The sequence below is a fragment of the Ruegeria sp. L11 genome, from assembly GCF_056531755.1.
Window position 1 is genome coordinate 20773 of record NZ_JBQFMI010000006.1, and the last position, 21386, is coordinate 42158.

The 21386-nt window shown below is 57.4% G+C and carries 15 protein-coding genes; 8 read left to right on the forward strand and 7 right to left on the reverse strand.

Features of this window, described 5'->3' with window-relative positions; genetic code table 11:
• Nucleotides 1–215: 215 nt before the first annotated feature.
• Nucleotides 216–2597 (forward strand): mechanosensitive ion channel domain-containing protein, encoded by a 2382-nt coding sequence (locus ACR0CE_RS12345; RefSeq protein ID WP_480832781.1) that lies wholly within the window; start codon nt 216–218, stop codon nt 2595–2597.
• A gap of 88 nt (nt 2598–2685) precedes the next feature.
• On the opposite strand, the gene ACR0CE_RS12350 is transcribed toward ACR0CE_RS12345, so the two are convergent.
• Genes ACR0CE_RS12350 through ACR0CE_RS12370 form a run of 5 tightly spaced genes read right to left on the reverse strand, consistent with a single transcriptional unit; the run spans nt 2686 to nt 9910 of the window.
• Nucleotides 2686–4041: a CoA transferase gene (locus ACR0CE_RS12350; RefSeq protein WP_480832677.1), complete on the reverse strand. Its 1356-nt coding sequence runs from the start codon at nt 4039–4041 to the stop codon at nt 2686–2688.
• Nucleotides 4038–5192, reverse strand: a complete 1155-nt coding sequence (locus tag ACR0CE_RS12355; protein WP_480484049.1) for an ABC transporter permease — start codon at nt 5190–5192, stop codon at nt 4038–4040. The genes ACR0CE_RS12350 and ACR0CE_RS12355 overlap by 4 nt, the downstream gene beginning before the upstream one ends.
• A complete protein-coding gene (locus tag ACR0CE_RS12360) occupies nt 5189–6217 on the reverse strand; it encodes an ABC transporter permease (protein WP_480484048.1) in 1029 nt (342 codons plus the stop codon). The genes ACR0CE_RS12355 and ACR0CE_RS12360 overlap by 4 nt, the downstream gene beginning before the upstream one ends.
• Before the next feature lie 14 nt (nt 6218–6231).
• Nucleotides 6232–8145 (reverse strand): ABC transporter substrate-binding protein, encoded by a 1914-nt coding sequence (locus ACR0CE_RS12365; RefSeq protein WP_480832679.1) that lies wholly within the window; start codon nt 8143–8145, stop codon nt 6232–6234.
• Entirely contained in the window at nt 8138–9910 is a 1773-nt protein-coding gene (locus tag ACR0CE_RS12370) for an ABC transporter ATP-binding protein (RefSeq protein WP_267363795.1), read from the reverse strand. The genes ACR0CE_RS12365 and ACR0CE_RS12370 overlap by 8 nt, the downstream gene beginning before the upstream one ends.
• A 233-nt stretch (nt 9911–10143) precedes the next feature.
• Here ACR0CE_RS12370 and ACR0CE_RS12375 point away from each other — a divergent pair, with 233 nt between their 5' ends.
• From ACR0CE_RS12375 to ACR0CE_RS12400, 6 genes are all read left to right on the forward strand, one after another.
• Entirely contained in the window at nt 10144–10641 is a 498-nt protein-coding gene (locus ACR0CE_RS12375) for a class I SAM-dependent methyltransferase (protein WP_480585924.1), read from the forward strand.
• A gap of 19 nt (nt 10642–10660) precedes the next feature.
• Nucleotides 10661–11290 (forward strand): glutathione S-transferase family protein, encoded by a 630-nt coding sequence (locus ACR0CE_RS12380; RefSeq protein WP_480774024.1) that lies wholly within the window; start codon nt 10661–10663, stop codon nt 11288–11290.
• A 110-nt stretch (nt 11291–11400) separates the two neighbouring features.
• Entirely contained in the window at nt 11401–13803 is a 2403-nt protein-coding gene (locus tag ACR0CE_RS12385) for a GcvT family protein (RefSeq protein WP_480832681.1), read from the forward strand.
• A 2-nt stretch (nt 13804–13805) separates the two neighbouring features.
• The gene (locus ACR0CE_RS12390) at nt 13806–15344 is read left to right on the forward strand and encodes a trimethylamine methyltransferase family protein (protein ID WP_480832683.1); all 1539 of its coding nucleotides are present in this window, start codon (nt 13806–13808) and stop codon (nt 15342–15344) included.
• The gene (locus ACR0CE_RS12395; protein ID WP_480484041.1) at nt 15345–16019 is read left to right on the forward strand and encodes a TetR/AcrR family transcriptional regulator; all 675 of its coding nucleotides are present in this window, start codon (nt 15345–15347) and stop codon (nt 16017–16019) included.
• Nucleotides 16016–17320: an NAD(P)/FAD-dependent oxidoreductase gene (locus ACR0CE_RS12400; RefSeq protein WP_480484040.1), complete on the forward strand. Its 1305-nt coding sequence runs from the start codon at nt 16016–16018 to the stop codon at nt 17318–17320. Before ACR0CE_RS12395 ends, ACR0CE_RS12400 begins: the two co-directional genes overlap by 4 nt.
• 121 nt (nt 17321–17441) lie before the next feature.
• On the opposite strand, the gene ACR0CE_RS12405 is transcribed toward ACR0CE_RS12400, so the two are convergent.
• Nucleotides 17442–17804: a DUF3307 domain-containing protein gene (locus tag ACR0CE_RS12405; protein ID WP_480488349.1), complete on the reverse strand. Its 363-nt coding sequence runs from the start codon at nt 17802–17804 to the stop codon at nt 17442–17444.
• Between the two features lie 244 nt (nt 17805–18048).
• Between ACR0CE_RS12405 and ACR0CE_RS12410 the strand changes: the two genes are divergently transcribed.
• On the forward strand, nt 18049–21045 hold the full coding sequence (locus tag ACR0CE_RS12410; RefSeq protein WP_480832783.1) for a cyclic nucleotide-binding domain-containing protein: 2997 nt from the start codon (nt 18049–18051) through the stop codon (nt 21043–21045).
• A 6-nt stretch (nt 21046–21051) separates the two neighbouring features.
• On the opposite strand, the gene ACR0CE_RS12415 is transcribed toward ACR0CE_RS12410, so the two are convergent.
• Complete coding sequence (locus tag ACR0CE_RS12415) at nt 21052–21339, reverse strand: ArsR/SmtB family transcription factor (protein WP_480484075.1); 288 nt, start codon at nt 21337–21339, stop codon at nt 21052–21054.
• Between the last annotated feature and the right edge of the window lie 47 nt (nt 21340–21386).

Below are 21386 nucleotides of genomic sequence, written 5' to 3' on the forward strand. Positions count from 1 at the left end.
ATCGCCTAATGAGAACGATGAAGACAATCGAGGCCGACCAGAAACCTTTGCTTGGTCATATTCAATTATTGAAAGATTGAAAACACCTGCGCTCATCAGAGTGCGCCAAGAACACGTCCAAACACGATATTGAGACGGTTCGATGCGAGTATTTGAACTGCTTGAAACGCTTCTGTAATCTGACCAATATCGGCAAAAACTGGATGCACGACCCAATGCGAAATAACTTTCTGGCCGCATTTTTTTTGGCGTTTTGGGCCATTTTCCTGAGCATTTCCACTGGTGCATTGGCGCAGTCATCCTTGATTCCCGGATATCCTTCAGGGTCGGGCAGTTCGTCCGAGGCCGACAAGGAAAGTGATCTGGCCGCTGCAATCCGCGCGGCCAGCGATGCGGGCGCAAGTGTCATTGTCATCGACAGTGCCGGTCAGGTTGTGACAACGGCAGGCGGAAAGGATGCAGGTTCGGAGGGCGCAGACAGCGATTCGAGCAACCCAATGGGTGACGGTTCGCAACTGATGAAGGCGCAAGAGCGGTTCTCGAAGTTCCGTGAGTCGATGCAATCGAGGCTCGAGGCGCTGCCCTATTCTATTTTTGAAGTACAATACATCCTGCGCCAGACCAGCCCGGATGGCCGAATTCAGACCTATGTCGAGGTGTTGGGTTGGAACATCCTGTTCCTGTTACTTGGGCGGTGGCTGTCGATCGAGATATACGGGAAGCGGTTCGCGCGCCGCTGGGTGGTGGCGCGGATCAAGGACGAACCACAGGGGTATCGGGAAAAGATGCCGTTCCTGCTGTTCCGGTTCCTGATGGGGATTGGAGCCACGGTCTTTGCCATGATCATGGCTTTGATCGTCGGGTATCTGATCTTTGGCGAGGCCGAGGATATCTCGGTCCAGTTCACGATCACGGCAATCTTTACGGCCTTTTTCCTGTCGCGCACGGTGTCGGACCTCTGGCGCATGGTCCTGTCACCTTATCTGAGCCAATATCGATTACCGCCCTTTTCGGACAAGAATGCGCGCAGGCTGTATATTTGGGCGTCCGTGCTGGCGACCTATGACATTTCGGTCGTTCTGTTTTCTACCTGGGTCGCGGATTTTGGACTGAACTACAACGTCTACGCCATGGTGTATGGCGGTCTGACAATGCTGGGCGCGCTGGGCAACATACTGATGATCCTGTTCAACGCCCGTGCAATCTCGAACGCGATCCGGGGTGGGCGGGCATCCGAACAGGTGTCATGGCTGTTGCGGTTTGTGTCTTTCGGCTGGGCACCGGCGTTGATCATCTATGTCGTGTTCAGCTGGTTCCGTCTGGCTGTTGATCTGGCGCTGGAGCATCCGACGCCGCTGCCGCTGATTGCAAGCAGCTATCTGATCTTCATGTCCGTGGTCGTGGCCTATGGTGCAATGAACTATCTGCTGGAGCGGTATTTTGACCGCTCGCGCATGATTAGCGAAATAAACGGGGAAGCCGCCGCAGCGGAAGAAGGCGTCGGGACGACGGATATACCCGAGCCCGAACAACCGAAGCAGCATCTTCTGACTTATGAAGACCTGGCCCGCCGGGTAGCCGGAATTCTGGCTTTCGTGCTCGGGGCTTATGCGCTTGTCGTGATATGGTATCCGAACGCAGACTGGAGCGAGGATCTGCCGGTTGAACGTGCGCTGGATGTGATGGTTGTCCTGTTCATCGGGTACATCCTGTTTCACTTCTTTCGGATTTGGATCGACAGCAAAATCGCTGAAGAATCCGACGATGGCACCGAGGTTGAACTGGGCGACGAAGGTGGCGAAGGCGGGCAAAGCCGTCTGGCAACGTTGTTGCCGCTTTTCCGGGGCGCAATTCTGGCCGTTGTAGTGGTTACAATCGTTCTGATAGTCCTGATGGAACTGGGTATCAATGTCAGCCCGCTGTTTGCGGGTGCCGGTGTGGTTGGTCTGGCCGTGGGATTCGGGTCGCAAACGCTGGTGCGCGACATTTTTTCCGGCGCATTCTTCTTGTTGGATGATGCGTTCCGGAAAGGAGAATACATCGACATTGGGGATGTGAAAGGCACGGTCGAGAAAATCTCGGTCAGGTCCATGCAACTGCGCCACCATCTGGGTGCGCTGAACACCATTCCCTTTGGCGAGATCAAAGTGCTGACCAACTACTCGCGCGATTGGGTAATCATGAAGCTGCCGCTGCGCGTGACCTATGACACCGATGTCGAGAAGGTCCGCAAACTGATCAAGAAACTGGGACAGGAGTTGTTGACCGATCCTGTAATCGGAGACAATTTCATCCAGCCGCTGAAGTCGCAGGGCGTGATCGAGATGCAAGATTCGGCGATGATCATCCGGGTCAAGTTCATGACGAAACCGGGCGATCAGTGGCTGGTTCGCAAAAAGGTCTATCAGGACATACGCGAGTTGTTCGCGCGCGAAGGGATCAAGTTTGCACATCGCGAAGTCACTGTAAGATTAGCAGATGGGAAAGAGGCGGAAGACCTGACACCAAAACAGCGTGAAGCCGTAGCGGGGGCTGTTCAGACTGCGATTGACGAGGATTATCTGGACGATATCGGACCGGGCGGCGACGACCGTTAGCAAGGCCTTCCGCCGCTCTGAATTGCGCCTCGGATGAGGTGCCACCGACAGCGTGAGGTCCGACCGCGCGTTTCGCGCGGCGGTTGGGTCAGTTGGAAGTGAAGGGCCAGACCGGTTCGGATGTGCCCAGTTTCGAAGCGGGCAAATCCCATTGCAGCACAGCGTCACCGAGACTGAGGGCTGGTCTCAGGCGGTGCCCCGGTCCCCAGCCCGAAGCTTCTGTCGCAGGGGAGTAATCCGTGGGCGTCGGAGTAATGGTCTCTGCCTCGACGTTGTCTTTGCCGAGAACCGCCAATAGCTCGGCGGTGCGGGCAAGGGACAGATGCGCATGCATGATGGAATTGCCCGACGCGGCTTCGGCCAGAGCAGAAAGAACGGCGGCGGCCATCAGGTAGCCGGTTGCGTGGTCCAAAGCTTGTACCGGCAATGGCGTCGGTTTGTCGGCGTCAGCCCACTCCATGCCCGCATGCGCGATTCCCGCGCTCATCTGGACAAGGCTGTCAAACCCGCGCCGGGTCGACCAGGGGCCTTGCCAGCCATAGGCATTCAGCGTCACCTCGACCCTGTTCGGTGCCAGTTCATCGCGCTTGGCGCGGGTCAGGCCAAGTGCGTCCAAAGCGCCGGGCCGGTACCCGTGCACGAATACATCCGCTTGGGGCAGAAGTTCTTGCAGCTGTTCCATGTCGTTGGTCGATTTCAGATCGAGATAAGCGCAGTGTTTGCCTAGTGAAATGTCAGGGATCACGCCGGGTTCGTCCCAACCGGGCGGATCGATCCGCAAAATCTCGGCCCCGAAACCGGCCAATGTGCGTGTCGATACCGGACCTGCCAGAACGCGTGTCAGGTCAAGAACCCGCAACCCGGCAAGAGGTCTTGCAGAGGTTGCCTGCGGCCTCTCGCGCAGCTTGACGTACCGGGGGCCTTGCCAGCCAATCAACGGGTCGCGCGATACAGCGCGGCCCTGCGGATGTTCAAGCCACTCGGTCCGGCTGCGCATGGCAGCGGCCACACCGCCTTCGGCCACAATATCGGTTTCCAAATCGGATATGGTCCGGGTTCTGACGGCTTTTGTCACAGCTTCACGCTCTGGCGGGGTGCCAAGAACCTTCATCGCTGCCGCGCGATGGCGCGGCAGGTTGGTGTGCAGCCTGATCCAGCCATCTGACGCCCTGTAATCCCCCGCGACCGAATCCCACAGGTTTGGCATCTCCCAGCCGTCGGGCTTGAAGGAATAGCCGAACCACAACGATGCCAGCCGATGGTCGACGGCGATCTCGGGTGCTTTCTGGGTCAGGTTCAGCGCCTGCAAAAGCCGGGCCATTTCCTGCCCAACGGCTGCAAAGCTGGCCGTCGCCAGTTCGGAAACGGCAAAAGCACTTGGCAGAGCGCCAGTGCCGACCCTGCGATATCGGTCGGCGGCGGGAAGGGTGGCAAGAAGGCTCATTGCTGATAAGGGTCCAGGCTGTCGCGCAATCCGTCACCTAGAAAGTTAAAGGCCAGTACGATCACGATAATCGGCAGCATCGGGATTGCCGTCCAGGGGTAGATCTCGATCGATGCGAGGTTCTGCGCGTCATTCAGCATCACCCCCCAGCTGACCGCTGGTGCACGAAGGCCCAGGCCAAGAAAGCTAAGCGCCGTTTCCCCAAGGATCATTGCCGGGATCGACAGGGTGGCTGATGCAATCAAGTGAGACATGAAATTCGGCAACAAGTGCTTACGGATCACCCGGCCCGAGCTTGCGCCCATCATTTCTGCCGCACGAACGTATTCTTCCTCGCGTAGTGACAGGAACTTTGCACGAACTGAACGCGCCAGTCCTGGCCAGTCGAGGATGCCGAGGATGATCGAAATGATGAAGAATACGGCAACCGGGCTCCAGTTCGATGGCACGGCGGCAGACAGTGCCAGCCACAGCGGCAGTTCCGGCAGTGAACGCAGGATTTCGATGACCCGGTTGATGACCCAGTCAATGCGCCCCCCGAAATAACCCGCCATCGAACCGAACAGGATACCCAGAAAGAATGACACCGAAATACCGATCAGCCCCACGGTCAGCGACAGCTGCGCCCCATAGAGGATGCGGCTGAAGATATCGCGACCCAGCCTGTCGGACCCCCAGAGGAACAAGGTGGCACCATCCGGCGCGCAGAAAAGATGCCTGTCTGTCTTGATAAGACCCGCAAGTCGATATTCGGACCCTTCACAGAAGAACCGGATCGGGCGCGGGTCGTCAGTGTCAGGGACGAACTTCCACTGGAAGGTTTCCAGATCCGCCTCGGCGACGATTGGAAAAACATGGGGGCCAATAAAGGCGCCTTCGTAAAACCAGTTCACAGATTGCGGTGGCGCATACAGATGCTCTCCGTTCCGGTCATTCGGGCCATACGGCGCGATGAAGCCTGCAAATGGCAGCATCAGGTAGCACATTAGCAGGAAAATGCCCGAGATCAGACCCAGCTTATGCGTGCGGAACTTGCGCCAGACCAACACCCAGTTGGGGGCATCCAGATCGGCGCGTTCCAGTTGCTGTATCGACGCCTGCGGATCAAACGGCGCGTCATCGACGTAGCGGTTGTCAGGAGTATCGGTCATGCTTCGCGCCCCTCATATCGTATGCGGGGATCCAGCATCACCAGCAGAATATCCGAGATCATCGTGCCGATAAGCGTCAGCAGCGCGACAAACATCAGGATAAACGCGGACAGGAATTGGTCCTGCGTTTTCAATGCTGTCAGCAAAGTCGGCCCGATGGTTTGCAAGCCCAGAACGACTGACACCAGAACCGATCCCGACACCATAGATGGCAGAAGGTTACCGATATCCGCAACGAACGGGTTGAATGCCACGCGCAACGGATATTTCGCCAGCATCCGCGATGGGGCCATACCCTTGGCAATGGCTGTTTCCACATAAGGCTTACCCAGTTCATCGAGCATATTTGCCCGCAGGCGCTGCATCATAGCCGATGCGCCCGAGGTTCCGATAACAAAAGTCGGAACGATCAGGTGGATGAGAATGGATTTCATCTTGTCCCAACTCAGCGGCTGACCTTCGAATTGCGGGTCCATCAGGCCGCCGATAGGCAGGTTGAAATACCGATGCCCGTAGTAGAACAGGATCAGGGCCAGCAGGAAGTTTGGGGTCGCCAACCCCAGATAACCCACAAAGGCCGAGGTATAATCAATCCATGTCCGTGATCGCGCCGCTGCAATAACACCTAATGGAAGGGCAACGGCATATACAAACAGGATGGCGGCCAGATTGACGACGACCGTCAGCCAAAGCGTGTCGCCCACAATTTCAGATACAGGCCGGTCAAATTCAAATGACCAGCCGTAATTGCCTTGGATCAGACCGGAAAATCCGTGCGGTCCCGGCCAGAAACCCACCCAGATCAGGTACTGTTCCCACATGGGGCGATCCAGAGCGTACTCGGCGCGCAGAAACTCGGCCTTGGCGACACCTGCTGACTGGCCCGAAGCCTGAAGTTCGGCAATCTGGTTGCTCAGGTAATCACCGGGCGGCAGGTTGATGATTATGAAAATCAAGACCGAGACTACCAACAATGTCAGCAGCATCGTGAAAAAGCGATACACCGCATAGCGCAGCATGACCATTTAGCTGCTCCTGCTTAGTCGGCGAAAAAGAACTCGTCCGGGCGGTGAACGCCGAAATGCGCACCGGGCTCCCATGCCCACATGGCCTGTTCCGGCACATTGCGCAGACGGTTCGACACGACAATCGGTTGGGGTGCTCCGTTCAGGATACCGATGGCAAAAAGCTGGTCGGCGTGGATTCTCAGCATCTCAGTCCAGACTTCCTTGCGTTCGTCATCGGTAGTTGCGACCTCCCAGTCATGGGCCAGTTGCATCAGGCGTTCTGCCTCGGGCATGTCGGGGGCTTCCCCGGCTTCACCACCTGTCTGATAAAACTGGCCCCATTTTGGCCAGGCCAGGAAGACCTGATCGGTCGGTGCCAGGTACGCCGGGGACGTGTGCGCCTGCGGGATACCGTCATCCCATCCATACCAGACCGATGCCATCGAGTTACCTGCAAACACCCGGTTGCGCAGGATATCGCGATCCAATGGGCGCATGACCAGCTTGACCCCGATCTCGCGCCAGGTGTCAGTAACGATCTGAAGGGCGTTTTCAACCTCTTGCCGCTCGCCAGCGGTTTCGATCACCAGCTCCATAGGGCGCCCGTCCGGTAGCAGGCGAATACCGTTCTTGTCGCGCTTGGTCAGGCCGACCTCATCCAACAACGCATTGGCCTGGCCGACATCGTAACCGGCCCATGCGGTGGCATTCTTCTCATCATAAAAGGGCGAGGCAGGCAGAACCGACATTGCGCCGGGATGCGCAAGCTTGAAATACAAAGCCTGGTTGATTGTCTCGCGGTCGATGGCAAGGGACAGGGCGCGCCGTACACGGACGTCACGCAGCACATCGCGCCAGACGTCATCCTCGAAATTGAGGTTCGGATAGATCGCGATTTGCGACGCAACGCCGGTTTTCCACAGCAATGTCTTGTAGCCGCCTTGCGCTTCGCCTTTTTTCAGGATCGAAGCGTCGCGGAAATCCAGACCCCGGCCTTGCAGGTCGCTTTCCCCTGCATTGGTTTTGGCAGCGACCAGACCGGGGGCAACGATCTCCAGCTCGACCACGTCGATATAGGGCAGTTGAACCCCTTGGCTGTCGATACGGTGGTAATAGGGGTTACGTACGAAATTGTGGCGGATTTTCTTGCCGGAACTTGCGTTCAGCCACGGCTGCAACGTGGGCAATTCGTGATTGTCAAACTTGTACAGGTTGTCGAGCTTGTTGTGCAGCGCGGCCCAGCTTTTGACGCGGGCATCGTCGACCAGAAAGGTAAGTTCCTCGGGGTCGGCATATTTCTCGTGATATCGTTTCAGGAAAGCTGCTGGGCGATAGATAAAGGGTGGTCGTGCCTGAGCCAGCGATTGTAGAAAACCCGGGTTAGGGTCCTCCCATTCGAAAATTACCGTGGTTTCATCCGGGAAGGTAACGGTGGGTGATTTGCCTTCGACTATCAGAAAATCCGGCGGGCCTGACGGGCTGAGCAATTTGTTGTTGGCAACGTCTTCCCACCAATAGCGGAAATCTTCCGACGTAAACGGAGAACCGTCTGACCATTTGTGCCCTTCGCGCAGTTTCAGGGTGAACTTGCGGCCGTCTTCGTTTTCAAACGACGCCAGCAAATCGGGGATAATCTCATAGTTCTGGTCAAAACCGACCAGCCGGGCATAGCCATAGACAACCATCTGGCGGATATCTTTGGACCGCGTGATCATGGTGCGCAGGGTGCCGCCCTGTTTGCCGAACTCGCGACCCTTTGCTGCCAGATCTACAATCAGCGGGTCCGCTGGCAGGCGCTCCTGAACGGGTGGCAGATTGCCCGCTTCTACTTCCGCGTTCCAGAACGCGCTTTCCTGCGGCGTCGGAATTGTCTCTGCCGTGGCGGGCAGCATCCCGATGAGCGCCAGCGAAGCGGCCAGGATCAGGGGGCGAGTGGTCTTAAACATGGCAACGTACCTTATGGCCCGGTTCCAATTCCACCAATGAGGGTATCACGGTGTCCGAGAAACGAAAGGCTTCATCCCAACTGTCCGGCGCGCCGGCGCCCAAGGAAACCACTTGCAGGTCGATCGGGCGATTGATGTCGGGTTCGGGTTGAGCGGCAATCAGCGCTTTGGTGTAGGGGTGGCGCGGATTGTAGAAAAGAGTTTCGGGGGGTGCTTGCTCGACGATCAGGCCGCGACGCATCACGGCAACTTCGTCGGCGATCCGCGCGACCACAGCCAGATCGTGCGAGATGAACAGATAGGACAGGTTCAGGCTGTCCTGTAGATTTTCCAGCAGGGTCAGAATCTGCTCTTGTACAGATACGTCCAGCGCCGAGGTGGGTTCGTCACACACGATGAGCTGTGGATCGAGCATCATGGCGCGGGCTATCGACAGACGTTGCCGCTGGCCCCCCGAAAAGGCGTGTGGATAGCGTTTCAGCATGTCGGCTGTCAGGCCGACGCGCTGCAACATCTCGGCGGCCTTGTCGCGCTGCTCGGCCGTTGTTCCGATACGGTGAATTTCCAACGGCTCGGTCATCGCGTCCTGAATGCGCATCCGCGGGCTGAGCGAGCTGTAGGGATCCTGAAACACCATCTGCGCATTGCGCTGAAACGCCGTGCGCTGGGCGCGGGTCATGTTGTGCACTGTGATAGGATCGGCATTCGGCACGGTGCGAAACAGGACTTCTCCACCGGGATCGGGCAGTTCCGCACCCAATGCGATCCGCGCGGCTGTTGTTTTACCTGATCCGCTTTCACCGACAATGGCCAGCGTCTTGCCGCGTGCCAAATTCAGATCGACCCCTTTGCACGCATAGATTTCCTTGTCGGCCTGCCACCCTTTGCTGGACCGCATCGTGTAGGTTTTGGAGACACCCTTCATCTGAAGGATCAGATCGTCGTCCGGCATCGGTATACCCACAGCATCCTGGTCTGGAATTTCCGGCGCCGCATCAAACAGTTGTTTGGTATATGGATGTGCGGGGGAGGTCAGGATTGGTGCGGCCGGGCCAGCCTCCATGATGCGGCCCTTGTGCATGACCACAACCTGTTCGGCCATGTTGGCGACCACGCCCAGATCATGGGTCACCAGAATAAGCGCCATGCCGGTCTCGCGCTGCAATTCCTTGATCAGTCCCAGAACCTGCGCTTGCGTGGTCACATCCAGCGCGGTGGTTGGCTCATCCGCGATCAGCAGTTCGGGTTTGGATACCATTGCCATCGCAATCATGGCGCGTTGGCGCATTCCGCCCGACAGTTCGAACGGGTAGGAGTCATAGGCGCGCTGCGGATCTGGAAAGCCCACGCGCTCGAACTGCGTCAGGACCTTTTTGCGCGCCTCAGACTCAGATAGCCCGCGATGCAGCCACAGGACTTCACTGACCTGATTCCCAATCTTGTGCAGAGGTGACAGCGATCGCATGGGTTCCTGAAAGATCATCGAAACGCGATTGCCACGAATGCCGCGCATTTCCCGCTCGGAGACAGCTGTCAGGTTACATGTGCCCTTGGAATCATTCAGAGTTATCGTGCCGCTGCGTATCTGGGCCGTTCGCGGCAGAATCCGCAAGACGGCCCGGCACGTGATGGTTTTACCCGATCCCGATTCACCGACCAGCGCCAAGGTTTCTCCTGGTTTGACATCGAAATTCACATCCGTGACCACTGAACTTCCCGCACCAAAGCCGATGCTGAGGTCTCTGACAGACAACAACGCTCTCATGCAGGTTTTCCAACCGTTTGGCCGCTTGGTGACATCGGTCGTTTCAACTCCCCGTGATTTTTTCGTCAGTGTCGCGCGGTTCCGCCTGTCTAGTCAAACCCGTTCTTGGGCTGAAATGTCGCGAAAATGTGAAACTTTGGGCTTCGTCGCTACACAAAGTCTTGAGAATTTGTCATCTAAGGCGGCGTCGGGGGCACCTATGCTTTCGATTGGTATCAAGGAGATATTTGCCAGTGTCCGAGAATCAAAGCCGTCTGGACTTGTTTATCGATCGTATGGTGTCGCAGCGCGCCTGCCTGGATCACGCGATTGCGCAAACGGCAGGCATGGCTGGCCCGGTGTTTGAACTGGGTCTGGGCAATGGGCGCACCTATCATCATCTTGTGCAGCATATCGATGGACGCCCTGTCTTTGTGTTCGAACGCGCGGTGGCTTCGCACCCTGATTCAACCCCGCCCGAGGATCGGGTGATCTTGGGGGATGTGCGCGAGACGCTGCCAGCGGCGGTCGACAGGTTTGGACCGACAGCAAGCCTGATTCATGCAGACCTTGGGGGGCATAATCGCGAAAAGAACGACATCTTTGCGCGGCTTGTTTCCCCGTTGATCGAGCCCTTGCTGGCACCGGGTGGATTAATGGTTTCAAGTGACCGGATGTATTTCGAGGCGCTGGAGGAAATGCCGTTGCCCGAGGGTGCCGTCGAAGGGCGCTGTTTCATCTATCGGCGTTGACCAGAGAGAAGGGGCCTGCATGATATTCTACGATTGCTCTACGGCCCCAAACCCGCGCCGTGCCCGCATGTTCATCGCGGAAAAAGGGTTGAACATCGAAACGCACGAAATCTCGATTGCTGAGGGCGCGCAGTTGAGCACTGAGTTTCGTGCAGTGAACCCCCGGGCCACAATCCCGGTTCTGGTAACGGATGACGGCGCAGTCCTGACTGAAAATCTTGGCATCGCCGCGTATCTTGAAGCGCGTTTCCCCGAGCCGCCCTTGATGGGCCGGACCGCTGATGAAAAAGGGTTGGTCCTGATGTGGAACGCAATTGCCGAGCAGCAGGGCGGTGCGCCCATCGCTGAAGCTTTACGCAACAGCCATCCGGCGTTCAAAGACCGTGCTATTCCCGGCACGGTTAATCATGCGCAGATCCCCGAACTGGCGCAGCGTGGGCGCGAGCGGGTTGCGTCATTTTTTGAACTGCTGGAGGCGCGGTTGATGCAAAGCGCGTATGTTGCGGGCGATGTATTCACTCTGGCGGATATATCCACTTTTGTTTTTGTCGATTTCGCGCGCGTCATTAAGATGCGGATACCGGACGGCAATACGAACACGCAGGTTTGGTTTGAAAGCGTGAAAGCCCGCCCAAGCGCCCAGCTTTAGGTTTGCAAAGCATTCGGCAGAGTTCTCGCATTCCGTACTGTACATAAATGTCTAGACAGAACTGAACAGTGCCACTAGCGTCTTCTCAGATTCTGTTCAGGGAGGTCGGGATGAAATCCCAATATCGCGTAGTGGTCATTGGTGGGGGCGTCGTTGGTGCTTCGGTTCTGTATCATCTGGCCAAATTCGGCTGGTCCGATGTGGTCATGCTGGAGAGGCGGCGGCTGGCATCGGGATCGTCCTGGCATGCAGCGGGCGGCATCCATGCCCTGAACGCGGATCCGAACATGGCCTCGTTGCAGGCCTACACAATTGACCTACTGAGTGAGATCGAAAAAGAATCGGGCCAGAATATCGGTTTGCACATGACCGGTGGTCTGACGCTGGCCGGTACGCCTGAACGCTGGGAGTGGTTGCAGGCCAATTACCGCATCTTCCAGTCAATCGGCATTGATGATTGCGAGCTGCTGACCCCGCAAGAGGCACAAAGACGCTGCCCAATCATGTCAACCGACGGTGTTTTGGGCGCGATGTGGGCGGATCGCGAAGGGTATATCGATACGACAGGCACTGTTCAGGCTTATGCGACTGCGGCCAGAAAACGTGGTGCCGAATATTACGAGGAAACCAAGGTCGAAGAGCTGATCCAGACAGATGATGGTTGGCAGGTTGTGACCGATAAGGGCACGATCACCTGTGAACATGTGGTCAACGCGGCCGGGCTCTGGGCCAAGCAGGTTGGGCGTATGGCCGGGGTAGAGTTGCCAGTCTCACCGTTGAAGCACCACTATCTGATCACAGACACTGTGCCAGAAGTTGCGCAGGCGGATTTCGAGATGCCGATGACTGTGGACCTCGAAGGATTCACCTATATGCGGCAGGACCAGAAGGGTGTTCTGGTGGGGATCTACGAGGTCGATCACGAACACTGGGCGATGGACGGAGCGCCGTGGAACTATGGCGAGGAACTGTTTCAGGAACAGCTTGACCGGATCGAGAACGAACTGACGCTGGGCTTTGAGCGGTATCCGTCGATTCAGAACGTGGGCATCAAGACATGGGTCAATGGTGCGTTCACGTTCTCACCGGATGGTAACCCGCTGGTTGGTCCGGTTCCGGGCAAGCGCGGCTATTGGACCGCCTGCGCGGTGATGGCCGGGTTCCTGCAAGGTGGTGGCGTTGGGAAAACACTGGCCGAATGGATGATCCATGGTGAGCCCGAAGCGGATGCATGGCCGATGGATGTGGCGCGCTATGGTGATTTCGCACAGAACAAGCGGTATATTCGTGAAACCACTGGCCAGTTCTATTCGCGCCGCTTTGTGATGACCTACCCGAACGAGCAATTGCCTGCGGGTCGCCCGCTGAAGATGGCTCCGGCGCATGACGCGATGACCGAGGCCGGATGCAAATGGGGTGTCAGCTGGGATCTGGAGGTGCCGCTGTATTTCGCGCCCAAAGGGTTCGAGGAAACGCCAACGCTCAAACGTTCGAACGCGCACGACATCGTGGCCGCTGAATGCAGGACCATCCGTGAGGGCGTGGGCCTGATGGATATCACGGGTTTTTCCCGCTTTGAGGTTTCGGGCCCAAATGCCGAGGCTTGGCTGGATAACGTTATGGCATCGAAACTGCCCGCCCCGGGTCGTGCCAAACTGGCGCCGATGCTGGGTGAGGATGGGCGGCTCAAAGGCGATCTGACCGTGTTGAACTGGGGCGATGGCACCTGGTGGATCATGGGCAGCTATTACCTGCGCGCCTGGCATATGCGATGGTTCAACGATCATATGATGGATGGGGTCACCGTCCGCGACCTGGGAGAGGAGTATTGCGGGTTCGCCGTGGTCGGACCAAAATCGCAGGCGGTGGTCGAAAAATTGGCCGAACAGGATATCTCGGGTCTGAAATTCATGGGCTGCGGTGATTTCGACATCGGTCTCGTCCGTGCCCGCGTGGCTCGTATGTCGGTGACCGGCGAAAAAGGGTATGAAATCAACTGCCGCTATGGCGATCACATCAAGCTGCGCCGCATTTTGCTGGAAGCCGGTGCAGAAGAGGGTATCCGCGAGTGCGGTTTCAATGCGATGCTGTCAACCCGGCTTGAGAAAAGCTTTGGCATCTGGTCGGCAGAGTTCACGCAGGCTTACACACCCGGCATGACCGGCATGGATCGCTGGATCGACTGGGACAAGGATTTCATCGGCAAGAAGGCCGCTCTGGCCGAGCGGGATGGCAATGGCCCGGCGCACGTGCAGGTGACACTGGAAATCGATGCGTTGGACGCCGATGCCAGCGGGTATGAGCCGGTCTCGGCCAATGGTGAACGCGTGGGTTTTGTGACCTCAGGCGGTTACGGGCACTATACCGGCAAGTCGTTGGCAATGGCCTTGATTGACCGTGACAAGGTGGACCCGGGTACGGAACTGTCTGTCCATGTCGTAGGGGTGGAATGTCCGGCGCGGGTAATTGCACCGTCGCCCTACGACCCTCAGGGCAAAGCGATGCGGGGCTGATCGTGGCCTCTCCGGACCGACGACGCCGAAGGCGAGGGGGCGAGGCTGCCCCGCAGCCCAGCCGCGACGTGAACTATCGCCAGCTCAGGAACCCTTTCCCTTTGATGGAGGTGTTCCCGGCTGACCAGATTGCGGACATGCACGAGACAGCGTTGCGTACGCTCGAGGAGTTGGGTGTAAAGACCCTGCTTCCCGAGGCGCGCAAGCTGTTCAAGCAGGGTGGCGCGCGTGTGGATGAAGGCAGTGAAATGGTCTTTATCGGGCGCGAGATGGTTGAGGCTGCCGTTGCCTCGGCCCCCAAATCTATCGCTTGTCGCGCCGGTTCGCGGCATCGGGATTTCACTCTGGAACTGGGTTCACTGGTTTTTCAACCGGGAGCAGGCGCGCCGAACGCAACCGATCTGGAACGTGGCCGTCGCCCGGCGACAGGTCAGGATTATCTGGAGTTTCTGAAGCTCACCCATCATTTCGATGTGTTCCAGATGATCTCGCCTCAGGTTGAACCTCAGGATGTACCGACGCATTTGCGCCACTACTTCACGACACAAGCGCAGATGGAACTAACCGACAAGTTCCCGTTCCTCTTCTCGCGCGGCACGCCGCAGGTCATGGATTGCTTTGAGATGCTGTCCACGGCGCGCGGTCTGTCGGATGATGAGTTTCGTGGCAACGCGCATTGTTACACGATCATCAACACAAACAGCCCGCGCACGTTGGATATTCCCATGGCGCAAGGGCTGATCGACTTTGCGTGCCACGGTCAGATGTCGATCATCACTCCGTTCACTCTGATGGGGGCGATGGCGCCGATCACCGTGGCGGGGGCAATCACCCTGTCCCATGCCGAGGCGCTTGCCGCGCTGACCTTGACGCAGTTGGCCAGACCGGGCGCTCCGGTCTGTTATGGCACGTTCACCAGCAATGTGGACATGAAATCCGGCGCACCTGCATTCGGGACGCCCTCGCATTTTCAGGCGTCACTTGCCGCAGGCCAACTGGCGCGTCACCTTGGCCTGCCCTGGCGGTCGGCGGCAGGGTCGGCGTCAAACAGCAACGACGTGCAAGCGGCGAATGAAAACCAGTTTGGCCTCTGGGGTTGCCTGATGGCCGGCGCGACTGTGATCATTCATTCAGCGGGCTGGCTGGAAGGGGGATTGACCGTATCCTTCGAAAAGCTGGTCTGTGATGCCGAGGTGCTGAACATGGTGGCCGAGCTTTGCGCAGGCGCGCAGGCGGGGCCTGCCGAGATCGGCTTTGATAACGCTTTAAGTGAGGTCGCGCCCGGCGGTCATTTCTTTGCCTGCCCCCAGACGATGGAGCGCTACACCACCGAGTTCTATCAACCGCATGTCCATGACTACGCCAATTTCGGCACATGGACCGAGCGAGGATCGACGGATGCCAACCAACGTGCAACGGGGGTTTGGCAGGGTATCCTGAACGATTTCAAGGCCCCCGCCATAGACAATGATCGTTTTGGTGCCTTGCAGGACTTTATCGCACGCCGCACCGCAGAGGGCGGGGCGCCACCGGAGAGTTGAATGAACAACAAACCTATCCTTCACCGCGACGATCCCGAAGCCGAGCCCCTGATCGGCAATATCAAAGTCACCCGCGACGACTGGCTTAACGTGGCGATGGACGTGCTGATTTCGGACGGGGTGGACCAGATCAAGGTTCTTAACCTGGCCGAGCGGATGGCTGTGTCACGTTCATCCTTCTACTGGTACTTCAAGTCCAGACAGGAACTTTTGGATGCACTGCTGGCACGGTGGCAGGCGACCAATACGGTTGCGCTTGTAAAACAGGCCGAAGCACCAGCCGACACGATAACGGGCGCGGTCTGCAACGTGCATCGTTGTGTGGTCAACACGGATTTGTTTGACACCGCATTGGATTTTGCCGTGCGCGACTGGGCGCGTAAATCGGGCAAAGTACGCCGTGCGCTGGACCAATCAGACACACGGCGGCTTGAGGCTTTGCACGCGATGTTCGCGAGATACGGCTATTCCGAGATTGAGTCCGAAACACGTGCGCGCGTGCTGTATTACATGCAGATCGGATATGATCTGGCACAATTGAACGAACCCTTCGAGACGCGGATCTCGATGGTGCCGCATTACCTATACGCCTTTACGGGCGTTGAACCGAAACCCGAAGAAGTTGAAGAATTCAGCGCATATTCCCGGCGCTACTGGAAAGGAGACCCGACATGAGTCAACCAGACGCAATCATCATCGGTACCGGTGTGATCGGCGCGGCCATCGCGTTCGAAATGTCCAAGGCGGGTTGGAAAACCCTGTCTCTGGATCGCAACACACAGGTTGGACACGGTTCAACCGCCGGGTCCTGCGCGATCATCCGGATGCATTATTCCACCTTCGATGGAACGGCGTTTGCCTGGGAAGGCTATCATTACTGGCGCGACTGGGCTGACTATCTTGGACTGGCGGAGGGGGCCAATCTGGCTCAGTTCAGGGAAACCGGCTGCCTGGTTATGAAGACCGAGGCGAACGGGATGCTGGAAAAGCACATGCGCAATTCATCAGAACTGGATTGCCCGTTCGAAGAATGGTCGGGGGATAAAGTGGTTGAACGCCTGCCGGTTTATTCGCTGGACAGCTTTGCCCCGGCACGCCGCATGGATGACCCGGAATTCGGCCAGCCCAACGGGCGAAAGATGTCGGGTGGAGTGTACTGGCCTCAGGCGGGGTATGTCACCGACCCGGCCTTGTCGGCGCAAAACCTGATGGATGCTGCCAAACAGCACGGAGCCGAGGTTCGCACCAGTGCCGAAGTAACCGAGATCCTGACCGAGGATGGACGTGTTTCCGGTGTAAAACTTGCCTCAGGCGAAGAAATACGCGCAAGGGTTGTCGTGAACGTGGCCGGGCCGGGCTCGGCTATCATCAATGGGATGGCAGGCGTTCTGGATGACATGACCATCAAAACCCGCCCCCTGCGGCAAGAGGTCGTACATGTCCCTGCCCCGGAAGGGTTCGACTTTGAAAACGACGGAACCATCGTCTCGGACAGCGACATTGCCTGCTATTGCCGCCCGGAACACGGCAATCACATCCTTGTGGGATCAGAGGATCCGGAGTGTGATCCGCATCAATGGTGCGAGGATGACGTCACCTACAACCGCGAATTCACGGATCAATGGACCACACAGGCCATGCGATATGCGCAGCGCGTGCCTTCCCTTGGCATCCCATCGAAAACGCGTGGTGTGGTTGACCTTTACGATGCCTCAACCGACTGGATTCCGATCTATGACAAATCCAACCTGCCGGGGTTTTACATGGCCTGCGGATCCAGCGGGAACCAGTATAAGAATGCACCGATTGCGGGTAAGATGATGGCAGCCCTGATCGCATATTGCGAAGGCGGAGCGGATCACGACGCGGAACCGCTGCAATTCGAACTGCCTTATATTAAACGGACCATCGACGTGGGCTTTTACTCACGCAAGCGCCCGATCAATGAGGAAAGCAGTTTTTCGGTTCTGGGCTAGTCGGGTTTTGGCATCGATCAAAGTCGAGTGGGGCAGGTTAACAGCTTGCCTCGCTATGACCGGCCGAGGGATAGGCGCATAGCTTCTGGGCTGCGCATCGGACGGCATATCCTGGTACGAGCTACGTTGCCGCGAAAGTCACCCAGGCCCAGACCATCGCCACATAAGTCAGGTTGTGCAGGCACTGGTCTAACCCAGCTGCACGCCAGAACGCGGCCTGCGTCGGCTCAAGCTGTTTCTTGTCTGAATAGCTAGCTTTCAAGAAATCGATATTGAAATGAATGACCCATTCAAGCAGTCCGACAATCAGGATGAACAATACCGGAGCGCCAAACGCGGCAAACACGATGACAGAGCCCGCAACATGTACTGCTGCGTGCTGCGCGCGTCCCAAGTGAAAATACTCGCCTCGGCCAGAGAGCATTTTCGGTGTTTGGAGGTAGTAGTCAGCGAACATGTGCTTGACCTGAAAAAGGCAAAGCATAAGTAACACTGCGCCAATACTGGCAGTCAAAAGAACCCTCCCGATATCGTTCTAAACTGACTTTAGGCAATAACACGGCCATGCGTAAATGAACTAGTTCACATAAGATAAAGAAAATTCTCAGGTGGGAAAAAATTTGCATAACGTGTCAGTATGGCAGTAAATTCAAACCGTTGAATTTGGGCGCGCGGCATCCGGGCCGTGTTATCGGCCAGCAGTAGGGGCAGGTTCCATAGAACGCACGATTTTCCGCTTTATTTGGAAATACTCCAAACGCGATCAGCTGATCCTGTTGGCTGTGACGGCGACGTTGTTTCCGTTGCTCTATCTTACGCTGGAGTTGCCCAAGCGTATCATCAACGACGCAATCGGTTCGACAACGGCCGAAGTGGATGTCTGGGGCTATACGCTTTCACAGACGAATTTCCTGATCATCTTGTGCTTTGCTTTCCTTGTTGCCGTGTTGGCGCACGGGCTGATGAAAATGCGCATCAACACCATGAAGGGTGTGCTGAGCGAACGCATGCTGCGACGGTTTCGGTATCAGCTGGTCAGCCGCGCGCTTCTTTTTCCGCAACCCTATTTCGAACGGGTCAGCCAGGGCGAAATGGTCTCGATGATCACAGCTGAGAGCGAACCGATGGGTGGGCTGATGGGCGATGCGATCAGCCAGCCGGTTCTGCAAGCCGGTCAGATGATTACCATCCTTTCTTTCCTGTTCTTGCAAAGCTTTTGGTTCGGGCTGGCCGCTGTCGCCCTGATCCCGGTGCAGGCCTGGTTAATCCCTAAATTGCAGCGTCAGATCAACCTGTTGAACAAGAAACGTATTCAGGAAGTTCGGGCGTTGGCTGCCCAGATCGGCGAAAACGCGGCAGGGGCGTCAACCCTCCGCAGCAATGGCGGCTGGCGCTATCGCCGGGCTATGGTTTCCGATCAATTGGGGCGGCTTTTCGCGATCCGCTTTGAGATTTACCAGAAGAAGTTCTTTATGAAGTTCATAAACAACTTCATCTCGCAGCTGACACCATTCATGTTCTACCTGATCGGTGGCCTTCTGGTGTTGCAGGGTTCGGTCTCACTGGGGGCATTGGTTGCGGCGCTGGCGGCGTATAAGGACCTGAGCTCACCCTGGAAAGAGCTGCTGACCTATTACAACCAAACCCAGGACATGTCGTTGCGCTGGGATATCGTCGTTGACCGCTTCGATCCAGCCGGATTGAAGGACGAAGCGCTGTTCGAGGGCGAACCAGCAGAGCGCCCGCATCTGAGCGGTGATATAGCGCTAAAGCACGTCTCGGTTCGTGACATGGACGGCAATCAGGTGCTGGATGATCTGAATCTTACTTTTCCCGCTGGCAAGACGATTGGCATTGCCGCACCCAGCGAAGAGGACCGGCGCGCCATGGGTGAGCTGCTGACCCGCGAGATCTTGCCCGCTGCCGGCACGGTTCAGGTTGGGGATCTGAACCTGGCAGACCTGCATCAGGGCGTGGTGGCCGCACGTATCGGGTATGCCACATCCCGCCCGGTGATGTTTCAGGGAACGTTGGGTGACAACGTGATGATGCCGATGCGGTTCAAACCCTTGGCTGAATCCACAGATGACCCAGATTTTGCCGAGACCTTGCGGGCTGGAAACAGCATGGATCCGTTCAGGGTGGAATGGCTTGACCCGGCGCTGGCCGGGTTTGAAGACGCGACGGCGTTGCGCGATTGGTGGTTGCAACTAATTGATGGAATGGGGTCCGGGGCTGCCCTGTTCCGGCGTGGCGCTGAACAGAGCTTTGTTGCGACCGAACACTGCGAACTGGCAAAGAAACTGGTCGAGCTGCGCCCGTTTGTGCGGCAGGCGGTTCATGACGCGGGTCTTGAGCAGCAGGCGCTGATTTTCGACCGGAATACTTACAACCCGGCGCTGCCTGTTGCCGAGAACCTGCTTTTTGCGACGCCCCGCGTGCCGGTGACGCAGGCGTTGCTTGCCCGGCAGAAGGTTTTCCTCATGCAGTTGCGAGAGCTGGGGCTGGATGAGACGCTGATCGCCCTGACGCGTGACGTGATCGAGATGCTGCGCCAGATCTTCGGGTTCGACGGAACCGACCATCCGTTGTTCCGCAAGCTGGGTCTTGATGCAAAGACCTATGAGGCAGCTGTGGAGCTGGTTGAACAGACCCGCAAAGAGGGAACGTCAGGGCTGGATGACGAACAGCTGGCCAGTATGTTGGCCGTGCCTTTCGTCGTCTCGGCTGAACAGATTGGCCCGGCGTTCACGGATGAGCTGAAGGACCGCATTCTGGAACTGAGGCAGAGTCATTCGGACAAGCTGTTGGAAAGTCTCAAGGACGCTTTTGTTCCGCTGGACCCGGAAGATTTCGCGCCTGGATTGACGGTCATGGAAAACGCGCTGTTCGGCAAGGTCAGCCAGATTGGTGGCGCGCGATCGGATGAGGCCCGCAAGGTCATTGTGGACGTGTTGGAGGAGAACGGCGCGCGTCCTTTGGTGGTCGAGCTGATTTATGACATTCCGGTTGCTTTGGGTGGGCAGAGCCTTCCGGCGGTTTTTGCCGAACCGCTGGCGTTTACCCGCGCGACAATCAAGAAGCCGGATATCCTGATCCTGGAGCAGGCATTGGCCAGTTACGACATGAAAACGCAGGTGTCGGTCTACAAGAAGCTGCGCGAGCTGTTGCCGGATGCCACGGTGTTCTACCTCAATGACCAGTTCGAAAACCCGGACGTATTCGACATGTTCGTGGAAATCCGGCAAGGTCGTGTCGTCTCGGACGGAGGACCGGTGGACGTGGGAAAAGACAGCGCATCTTCAGCAGATCTGGCGCGGAAACTTCGCGCGCTGGAGCAAACTCCCTTGTTTTCGGGACTGGACCGGAGGCAATTGCGCCTTCTGGCTTTTGGCGCGCAGTGGTTTGATGCCAAGCCCGGGCAGGTGGTGTTCCTGAAAGATGATCAGCCGACCGATGGCGCTTATGTGGTGCTGGAGGGTGAGGCCGGCCTGTACCTGCCGCAGGAAGATGGCCCCGACCAGTTGATCACCACCGTGGGGCCGGGCGCATTGGTGGGTGAGCTTGGTCTGATCCGCAAAGAACCACGCGCGCTGAGCATGGTGGCCGAAACAAACCTATCCTGTCTTCGGATCGGTGAAGAAGAGTTCCTGGCCGTTGTGGAAAACGATGCGGCAACCGCGTTCAAGCTGATGCAGGTGATCGCCGGTTACGTGTCCAATTAGGAGTGATCAGTTGGCAGGTTCGCAAAACAGATCGTACAGCAGACCGATCATCTGCGCTGCATTCCCATCGCGCAGCGAATAATAGATCGTTTTGCCATCTCTTCGGGTGGTGACAAATCCTTCCTCCCGCAGACGGGCCAACATCTGGCTGACGGCGGCTTGCCGCAATTGCAGCAAATCTTCAAGCTGGCCTACGGATTTCTCACCATTCCCAAGGTGGCACAGGATCATCAGGCGCCCTTCATGCGCCAGTGTCTTGAGAAATGCCGCCGCGCGGGCTGCATTTTCTTTCATTTCTGATGGTGTGTCCGAGGTGTGTGCCTGAGGTTCGGTTTCTAGGA